Origin of the sequence: Marinobacter persicus, from assembly GCF_002934325.1 — a bacterium.
Classification (GTDB): domain Bacteria; phylum Pseudomonadota; class Gammaproteobacteria; order Pseudomonadales; family Oleiphilaceae; genus Marinobacter; species Marinobacter persicus_A.
The window spans coordinates 1-8336 of the sequence record NZ_PTIV01000052.1 but is presented as its reverse complement, the minus strand read 5'-3'; the positions used below and the strand labels follow the sequence as shown (position 1 = coordinate 8336).

The following is an 8336-nucleotide window of genomic DNA, read 5'->3' as shown; positions in this document are numbered from 1 at the left end:
GCCTGGAAATAAAGAAATTAATCATTGCGCGGGGCCCTCCTCTTTGGAGGCGTTCTTCTTCGGATTATTCGTGCCACTGGCTTGCTGGTTTTGGGTGGGATGTAATGGAATATCTGCGGCAACCGGCTTCACCTTGGCTCCTGGCCGAACCTTCTGCAGACCGGAGACGATGAGACGATCTCCCGGTTCCAACCCCTTCTCCACCAGCCAGAATGCGCCAATGGCCCGCTCTGCCTCTAACTGGCGGGCGACAACTTCACCCTCCGGGTTGACCAGCAACGCCGTGGCCTCTCCTTGCGGATTACGGCTCACGCCCTGCTGCGGCGCCAGAATGGCGTTCTCCCGAACTCCCTCACTCAGACGAACGCGCACGTACATTCCAGGCAGAAGGTCATCGTCCGGGTTGGGGAAGACGGCTCTCACCGTGACAGAACTGGTGCTTTGGTTGACGGTTACATCCGTAACGTCAACGCGTCCCTTATGCGGATAGGGGGTACCGTCTTCGCGCAACAAAACAGTCTCGGCTTCATTTGGGCCGGCCTTAGAAGCCGCGCCCTCCTTCAGAGACGACCGAATTCGAGCCAGTTTTTCGACCGGTAGCTGAATATCGACAAACATGGGATCAAGCTGAACCACGCGCGCCAGGACCTGGGGCTGATTGGCGGTTACCAGCGCACCCTCCGTGTACAGTGTCGGGCCAATGCGCCCGGCGATGGGAGCCTTGACCTCGGTATACGCCAGATCGATACCCGCCGTTTCGACCATCGCCTGGGATCGGGAGACATCCGCCCGGGCTGCCTCCAAGGCCGATAGCGCTTCATCACGTTGACGCTTGCTGACCGCGTTCTTCTCAAACAAGTCTGACGTACGTGCCCACTCCCGCTGCGCCTGTCGCAATTCGGCCTGTGCGCGCTCCAGTTCTGCCTGGGCCCGCTGATGGGCAGCACGGTACCGCTTGGGATCAATCTGGTAGAGAACCTCACCTGCTTCGACCTGGGCGCCTTGTTCAAACAAGCGCTCCTGCAAAATGCCCGTGACTTGCGGCCTCACTTCCGAGATACGGTAAGCGGCGGTCCTGCCCGGCAGTTCCATTGAAAGGTTCACACGCTGAGGCTGCATTTCAACAACCCCGACTTCCGGAGGCGGCGGCGCTGACCGTTCAGCCTTTGCCTGACCGGAGGAATTGTCACAACCAGCCAGCAAAAGAACCGCCAACCACATTGGCAGCATGCGGGCACCAAGGAGACGCGCCATCAAACTCTTCTCTGTCTGCATATCACTAACCTCTGAATGGGCCAAAGACTCAAAAACCGTTCGATCCATGCCTTCATTTATAACCAGGTAGACAGAACGATCGATCCAAACTGATCGACACCGTCCTTTTCCTCGAATTCTTCGCTGCGCCACAGGTAGGTGTAAGCGATCTGCCAGCGATCCCAGGTCAATGCCGCACCCACCTGGGCATCGCCAACCCACTCGCGACTATCAACGGAGTGGCTGTCCTCGAAACTGTTGCCGTCGAGCAGCAGGTTGTGTGCCACATAGCGCCCTTCAGCGGCAGCGAAGACGTACCAGCTAAAGCCCCGATCCCGCCGAAAAGAGGATTGCCCGCCTTGCGAGGGGGCGACTGACGGAATGCCGAAACTACGATCAAGCCCCTCCCCCAAACGAAACCCCAGGCCGCCGGAAGCGTAGGTATACAGGTTGCCGAGCGCGAACCCGGCAGACGGCCCATATTCAACAGTCAGCTCAGCGAGATCCTGTTGAACTAGCCAGGCACGTTCGTAACCAAAATTAATGACTGGCTCGTTGTCAAGCTGGTTGTCCCAGCCCCTCGGTTTGTCTGCCGCAATCAGTTCGTGGAAATTTCGTTGGACTACTTCAGCTCCGGAAGCCGGTCCTACGATGCCCACGTCGATATGCAGGCTGTCTGCCAAACGCAAACCACCGTGCTCCCTTTCGCTCAGTAGCGAAATCCCGCCAAACAAAAGGCCGGCATAGGGACGGTCATCTTCAATAAGGGTTTCAACCTCTATGTCTTCCGGCGTATACATCTGTTGCCCCAGCCGGTATGTTGCGCCGGCAAGACTACTGCCAGACCAGCCCGGAATAATATCCGCAAGACGACGGGTCCAGTGTTGATCGGCGGGCTCAAAGGCCCAGATCACCTCTACGCCGTTGGTATATTGACCATCGCCGCCGGCGGAAAACGCATCGTTTTCCACTTTCAGGGACAGCAGGCCTTCAGCGGAAGCTGATGTCACAAGAGAACCCAGCAACAGACCTGAGAACCAATTCCGATAACGCTTTCTGCAACGTCGAGATTTCAATGAAGAGCCCTCTGCCAAGGCGGGTTGCTCAGGATGCATAAAAACTTGCCCCAGAATGCTGACATACCTTCCACTACGGCGACTTTTTGGTGGCCGGCCAGAAATGATGAGACGGCTGCCCGCACAAATTGTTCAATCTGTTCAGTATAAACTAAACGTAACACAATTACTGATTGACGGCTAGCCGTGATGGAATGGTTCTGCACCGGTGGAATGTGCGGAACGCTCCAACTCTAATCTTGTCGCTCGCGCTTGAAAAATGTCTCGGGTTCAGGAAATTTTGAGGTTGGCGGAATTTTCCATAACCCGCTCAAAAACACGCAGGGCGACTTCCAGGTCGGTATTTTCAATGCCTTTCAGCATCTCCTCTCGCAACACATTCGCCCGCTCATTCAGATCGCTCATAAAGCGCTCACCGGCATGGGTAAGATACAGCAGCCTGGCGCGCCGATCACGCTCACTACGCCGGCGTTCAATCAGACCCTGCTCCTCAAGGCTGTCAAGCAGGCGGACCAATGTCGGATTCTCGATCGTCATCAAATGGGCTAACTCCCGCTGGGTCAATCCTTCACCACCACGCTGCAGGCAGACCATGGTGAACCAACGAGCTTGGGTAACCCCCAGGTCTTTCAGGCGCTCATCCAGTAACTTGCGCCAGCGCCTTGCCACTCGGGCATTGGCGAAGGGAAACTGATCTCGAGGGATTTGCGGGTCCATATCACTGTCCTGATATTGCTGACTCAGTAACAGTAAATCGTAAGCTAATCATTGAGGCAAGTCTGCGTTACGCACTAACCAGGTTTGCGCCAATTCGACCTGCAATTCAAGCAGGTTCTCAGGCCAGCTACTAAGGAACTTCTCCGAAGGGCTCCGTCAATAGCCCGCCAGCGCGTTCGTTTATAGTCAACGAGACACCAGCACAGGGATTGACGCTTGACAGAGTACAGTTCGAGTAGCGCTACCCAGCACCAGTCGGGTGAGCCGCGTATGGCCATAGGCGCCCATCACCAGCATGTCGGCATGGAACGCCCGCGCCTGCTCGAGTAGCACCGGGCCGACCTTACCACCGTCGACTTGTTCCAGTGTTACCTGTACGCCATAACGCGCGAGGTGGCGACACAGGTCCGCGCCGAAATCTTCTCTACACTCCAGCTCGCCATCCGGTTCATCGCAGACACAAACCACCTTCACTGCTTCTGCCTGGGCCAGGAAGGGTAACGCATCGCCGACAGCTCGTGTTGCCTCCCTGCTAGCGTTCCAGCCAACAACGATACGTCGTCCAATCCGTCCGGCCGGCCACTCGTCAGGAATGAGTATAGTCGGGCGTCCAGACCCGAAGATAACATGCTCGGCCATCCTGACCGTCATGGAAGGTTCAGGGGAGCTTTCGAAGGGAGGGACCAACGCCAGCCCTGCATAGCGCGCGTGTAGCATTAATTCCTCCGCCACCTCGCTCTCGGACAAGCGCCACTCTGCGCTAATACCTCTTGCGCGAGCCATTGCCTCAAACCGCTCCCTGACCTGAGTCTCTGCGTCCCGAACACGCACGCGATGCTGTTCGAGCAAGGCGCGCATGGCGGGGCCGGCCACAGCGTACGCATGAGGCATCGCTCTCAGTGGCGTTGCCACAAACACCGCTATCAGACAGGCATTCCAGCCCGCGGCGATGTCAGCGGCGATCGCCAGTCGCCGGTCATAGGGCCGAGCCTCTTCAAGAAAGACAACGATATCCTTAGGTAGCATGCTTCACCTCCTGGTCACGCGCTTTCCATAACCTACTCAAAAACACGCAGGCGGACCAATGTCGGATTCTCGATGACCATCAGGTGGGCTATCTCCCGCTATGTCAGCCCTCCACCATCACGCTGCAGGCAGACCATGGTGAACCAGCGAGCCTGGGTAGCCCCCAGGTCTTTCAGGCGCTCATCCAGCAACTTGCGCCAGCGCCTTGCTAACCGGACACTGGTGAAAGGAAACTGATCCCGAGGGATTTGCGGGTCCATGTCACTGTCCTGATACTTATTAAGCCCTCTCCCCAGTCTAGCGGTTGACCGCTAAGCTGGAAGGCGACCAAACACCACAAAGGAGAAGACTCAATAAACTTTATCGTAGCACCTACCATCATTATTGTGGAATCGATCTGCTGCATGCCTGTACGTCTGTATCATCAACCAGCAGGGGGAGGTGTTGCTACACAAGGAAATCAAAGGACGGCAACTTCCCGCTGGCCTACACCTATCCCAACGAGATGCGGGCCACCCGCGACCTACTGCGACGACGCTTCCGCATCGTCCAGCACGGGGCCATGCTCAAAACCCACGTGGTGAACACCACCAGCCAATACAATCCGCCACCCAATAAGGTAAACCTTAAGAATGTGGGAGTCCGGGAACAGGTTCAGGCGGCCTTTGCCGGACAGAATGTCCAGCACAACATCAATCTCGACCTGGCCATCATCGAGTGCTATCACCGTGAGCTGAGCAAGCTTGAAGAACACCTGGAGCGGCAAGCCAAACAACATAATCCCACTTCTCTGAGTGTGCTGAGGACCATTCCCGGTGTAGGGCGCATCCTAGCGCTGACCATTCTCTACGAAATCGGTGATATCCAGCGCTTTGAGTCAGTTCAGAAGTTCGCTTCCTATGCCAGACTCATCAACTGCAAAGCCGAGTCTGCCGGCAAGATGGATCCTGGCCACCGCAAGCGACGGGGCCTCGGGCTGTTTGTTCTGTCGGTCAGGATGACACCACTTCGCCAGCATCGCCAGACAGCCGCCAGAACCAGCCGGATCTCATCTTGCCTTTTTGGGGGCCTGACCGGCCCTGGTGGCCGGCCTTGATGAGCGTTTCGTCGATGGCCAGTACCGGCTGCGCGGCACGTTGTCGGTCTGCGCATCCACAATGGGGCGCAGCAGGTCGATGGCTCGCTTGACCAGCTTGGTCAGGGTACTGCGGCTGATGGTGATGCCGGATTGCTGGATGCGCTGGTGCTGACGATACAACGGCAGGGGGACTGAAACTTGTCCACCAGCAGGCTGACATCGGCCAGGCTGTTGTGCAGCACGTTAAATAGAGCCGGTGTTGTCGCAGGCTTCTCGGTGCCCTTTGCGCCGGAACACCGGGCGTTCCACCTTCAGCACCACGTAACTGGAGGCCCGCTGGGCCAGCCGGTAGGAGGTTTTGGTGCCGAGGATGTCGTACTGGTCGGCGTCCGGCCCGATCTGCTCCGATGGCATGTGTTCAATGACTTCCACCGGCACATCGGCACTAAAGCGCAGACCAGTATCGTTCAGGCAGTCGTCATCCCGCTGTTTCTTGCATGAATAGAAACTTTTTCTCTATTGGCCCAGTCGGTTACTACCCATGCTTATAAACTGGGATAAGTGGGAAACTGGGAATTTCTGATCATTTTCCGACTTACCAACACCTTGTCTCAACCGAAAAAAACCTACTGGCAAGTCTAGCAAGAGCGGCACTCCCGATGCACCACTGCGGATACACCGAAGTTTGTACTGACAGCACAACACATTGATTTTATTAAATATTATTTTGATTTTCCTCTTGCATATTTGAAACTTCGTGCGAATGTTTTAGAAAACGCAGGAGTTCAAAATGACCAAGTTGAAGACCATTTGTTTTGCTGTAACTACAGCCGCGCTCGCGGGTTGCGCTGCCATGCCTCGACACTATGACGACGAATCATCCCGCGCACTGAATCTGGCCCGTGCCGGCGGCGTCTACGATCAGGACCTGCGGGATTCACCAGACGGGACGCGCTCGTATCGAAAGGGTTTGCTGGTAAGCGCCCTCGACCTGGCCAGATTGGCCACCTCTTTAGATGCGCCGCTTCGTCATCTTACCGGCACCCAGACGCTGTTCTTCAACGCCACTGACATCATGATGACGCCGGACAACCCTTCGGCGCGACCCAGCCTGATGGGCTGGATGCCGGAATCACTGGCGGCGAACGAGGATGACGCCTATGACCACTATGTTGCAGTCGTAGATGAGGCCATCACCCAGGCCGCCGAGTCGATGGCAATTACTGCAACGAAACTCACAGACGTGAAGACGCCAGAAATTGACGGGCACCCGCTCATGCTGTGGTCGGTAACAGTCGAGCGATATGGCTGTGCCGATAGCAACTGCATCATCGCCTATAACATCCAACAACCGAATCACTGGAAGACACCAAGCTATGTCATCGGCCGTGAAGCAGCCAGTTACAACATCGCTGCCAACCATCCCGAGAAATATTCCCGACTGGTATTTCGGCAGTCCGGCCATGAACGTACCTTTCCTGTAGATGAATTCTATGGCGCTGTCAGCGCCGGCATGCCTCCCTGGATAGTGATGTACTTTCCACCGAACACCGTGATCCAGGACGGCGAGCCGCTCCCCTATCCGGTGTTGTATGAACAGGGCCAACAGCTGATGTTCAGGGAGCCCGACCATGAGTGACTGGCACGATGAACTTGAGTTGGCACTGCTGCCGCTGGAGGACCTGAGAGTCGATAGCGTCTACATGACTTTTGTGATCAGCAATGCCCTGAGCGAGCGAGGCATTTTCCATCAATGCCGGATCGGATACGCGGAGGACCGACTGAGCCGAATGACCACCGCTCCCCATTGCTGGGTCGAGCTCGAGCAGGACTTGAGGGCGATGACGAACGATGCCTACAGCAAGGTGAAACCGCCGTGGCTGGCCGGGCAAGCCGCAGCGGCCTGACGCCGGGAAAAACTTGCATTTTCTCAGGTTCTGGTAGCTTCGAAGTAAAGAACTATCGGGGACTGAGGCCATGGTAAGAGTGGCAAAAATCGTAACAGTGGGGCTCGCCGGGATCGGCGTTGTGGAGCTCGCCTTTAGGGGTACCGATGCAGCGCTTTACGCATGGTATTTATTGTTCGTGCTCTGGGTGGTCGCACTGTTCATTCGCTTCGCACTGGCCGTAGTCGATGCCTACAAGACGGTTTTCGCCAAGGGACCCGATGGGGAAATGACGTTTCCTGAATTCGAACAAAAGATGGCGTCGTTCAGTCGAGGCAGTGATGAGGAGGCAACCGGCGCGGGCAACAAGGCAACTTCCGGCAATGGGAGCAATGGCGGTACAGAGGGTTTCTTCGATGACGACAGAATCAACCAGATTTATCGAGCGGACGATCCGTTCGGGGAGTTTCTCGACTCTTGAGGTGGTTCCTTATGGGTACAGATCAGGAGAACCAGAGGTTCGAACCCGGTAACGGCCACCAGAACCACCTAAACCAGACCGGCCAGAGAGAACCACTTATAACAGACTGAGGAACCGACGATGTTTATTCGAGCCTACCTTCGGGCATCCACGCAGGAACAGAATGCGGAGCGAGCCCGGGAGTCACTGGTACAGTTCGCAGCCAACCACGGTCAGCGTATTGCCGCTTTCTACGTGGAGAACGTGTCCGGCGCTACTTTGCACCGACCCGAGCTGATGAAGCTGATCACAGATTCCGGTGAGGGTGACATTGTGCTGGTCGAACAGATCGACCGGCTGGCTCGCCTCAAAAAAAGTGACTGGGACTCCCTCAAGCAAAAGCTGGCCGCCAAGCGGTTAGCCATCGTCTCCCCGGAATTACCAACCAGTTGGCTCGCTCTGGAAAAGAAAGACGACACCGGATTCACCGACTCCATTCTACGAGCGGTCAACGCCATGATGCTCGACATGCTGGCTGCCGTGGCCCGCAAAGATTACGAAGACCGTCGGCGCCGGCAGTTCCAGGGCATTCATAAAGCAAAAACGGAGGGCAAGTACCAGGGGCGGCAACCAGACCTGAAGCGCAGACAGCACATCGCCAGCCTGCTACGCAGTGGCCACAGCTACAGCGAGATCCAGGAGATGCTGAGTTGCTCGCGGCACTTGATTGCGTCTGTCGCCAAAGTGCGTATTCCAGACCAAGGTTGCCACTGATTCCAGACGAAGCCTGCCACCCATTCCACGCGAAAGCTGCCACTGATTCCACGGCAAAGCTGCCA

At 56.5% G+C, this 8336-nt stretch carries 10 protein-coding genes and 2 pseudogenes; 5 read left to right on the top strand and 7 right to left on the bottom strand.

What is annotated here, in order from left to right; genetic code table 11:
* Positions 1-21 precede the first annotated feature (21 nt).
* The 5 genes and pseudogenes from BY454_RS16135 to BY454_RS16115 form a co-directional block, all read right to left on the bottom strand.
* Positions 22-1275, bottom strand: coding sequence for an efflux RND transporter periplasmic adaptor subunit (locus tag BY454_RS16135; protein ID WP_104416045.1), 1254 nt, complete (start codon positions 1273-1275; stop codon positions 22-24).
* Between the two features lie 56 nt (positions 1276-1331).
* Positions 1332-2369: a lipid A deacylase LpxR family protein gene (locus BY454_RS16130; RefSeq protein ID WP_258075682.1), complete on the bottom strand. Its 1038-nt coding sequence runs from the start codon at positions 2367-2369 to the stop codon at positions 1332-1334.
* A gap of 231 nt (positions 2370-2600) precedes the next feature.
* Positions 2601-3047, bottom strand: coding sequence for a MarR family transcriptional regulator (locus BY454_RS16125; RefSeq protein ID WP_104416046.1), 447 nt, complete (start codon positions 3045-3047; stop codon positions 2601-2603).
* A gap of 186 nt (positions 3048-3233) precedes the next feature.
* Entirely contained in the window at positions 3234-4073 is an 840-nt protein-coding gene (locus BY454_RS16120; protein ID WP_104416047.1) for a universal stress protein, read from the bottom strand.
* Positions 4074-4174: 101 nt separating this feature from the next.
* A pseudogene (locus BY454_RS16115) lies at positions 4175-4333 on the bottom strand (MarR family transcriptional regulator); the annotation flags it as partial.
* Between the two features lie 203 nt (positions 4334-4536).
* On the opposite strand from BY454_RS16115, the pseudogene BY454_RS16110 reads away from it, so the two are divergent.
* Positions 4537-5169: pseudogene (locus BY454_RS16110) on the top strand (transposase); the annotation flags it as partial.
* On the opposite strand, the gene BY454_RS17105 reads toward BY454_RS16110, so the two are convergent.
* Both BY454_RS17105 and BY454_RS17100 read right to left on the bottom strand, forming a co-directional pair.
* Positions 5122-5331, bottom strand: a complete 210-nt coding sequence (locus BY454_RS17105) for an IS66 family transposase (RefSeq protein ID WP_022988836.1) — start codon at positions 5329-5331, stop codon at positions 5122-5124. The pseudogene BY454_RS16110 and the gene BY454_RS17105 overlap by 48 nt on opposite strands.
* A 63-nt stretch (positions 5332-5394) precedes the next feature.
* Entirely contained in the window at positions 5395-5565 is a 171-nt protein-coding gene (locus BY454_RS17100) for a hypothetical protein (protein ID WP_220150157.1), read from the bottom strand.
* A 376-nt stretch (positions 5566-5941) separates the two neighbouring features.
* Between BY454_RS17100 and BY454_RS16100 the strand changes: the two genes are divergently transcribed.
* The 4 genes from BY454_RS16100 to BY454_RS16085 all read left to right on the top strand — a co-directional run bounded on the left by BY454_RS16100 (position 5942) and on the right by BY454_RS16085 (position 8271).
* Entirely contained in the window at positions 5942-6790 is an 849-nt protein-coding gene (locus tag BY454_RS16100; protein WP_104416048.1) for a hypothetical protein, read from the top strand.
* On the top strand, positions 6783-7058 hold the full coding sequence (locus BY454_RS16095; protein ID WP_011784117.1) for a hypothetical protein: 276 nt from the start codon (positions 6783-6785) through the stop codon (positions 7056-7058). Before BY454_RS16100 ends, BY454_RS16095 begins: the two co-directional genes overlap by 8 nt.
* A 70-nt stretch (positions 7059-7128) precedes the next feature.
* A complete protein-coding gene (locus BY454_RS16090) occupies positions 7129-7518 on the top strand; it encodes a hypothetical protein (RefSeq protein ID WP_011784116.1) in 390 nt (129 codons plus the stop codon).
* 120 nt (positions 7519-7638) lie between these two features.
* Positions 7639-8271: a recombinase family protein gene (locus BY454_RS16085; protein ID WP_104425571.1), complete on the top strand. Its 633-nt coding sequence runs from the start codon at positions 7639-7641 to the stop codon at positions 8269-8271.
* Positions 8272-8336: the final 65 nt, after the last annotated feature.

What these genes read in the sequence shown, in the direction of transcription:
- BY454_RS17100 (WP_220150157.1), bottom strand. Translation starts at nt 5,565, where the DNA reads ATGCCATCGGAGCAGATCGGGCCGGACGCCGACCAGTACGACATCCTC.
- BY454_RS16085 (WP_104425571.1), top strand. Translation starts at nt 7,639, where the DNA reads ATGTTTATTCGAGCCTACCTTCGGGCATCCACGCAGGAACAGAATGCG.
- BY454_RS16125 (WP_104416046.1), bottom strand. Translation starts at nt 3,047, where the DNA reads ATGGACCCGCAAATCCCTCGAGATCAGTTTCCCTTCGCCAATGCCCGA.
- BY454_RS16090 (WP_011784116.1), top strand. Translation starts at nt 7,129, where the DNA reads ATGGTAAGAGTGGCAAAAATCGTAACAGTGGGGCTCGCCGGGATCGGC.
- BY454_RS16135 (WP_104416045.1), bottom strand. Translation starts at nt 1,275, where the DNA reads ATGCAGACAGAGAAGAGTTTGATGGCGCGTCTCCTTGGTGCCCGCATG.
- BY454_RS16130 (WP_258075682.1), bottom strand. Translation starts at nt 2,369, where the DNA reads ATGCATCCTGAGCAACCCGCCTTGGCAGAGGGCTCTTCATTGAAATCT.
- BY454_RS16100 (WP_104416048.1), top strand. Translation starts at nt 5,942, where the DNA reads ATGACCAAGTTGAAGACCATTTGTTTTGCTGTAACTACAGCCGCGCTC.
- BY454_RS16120 (WP_104416047.1), bottom strand. Translation starts at nt 4,073, where the DNA reads ATGCTACCTAAGGATATCGTTGTCTTTCTTGAAGAGGCTCGGCCCTAT.
- BY454_RS16095 (WP_011784117.1), top strand. Translation starts at nt 6,783, where the DNA reads ATGAGTGACTGGCACGATGAACTTGAGTTGGCACTGCTGCCGCTGGAG.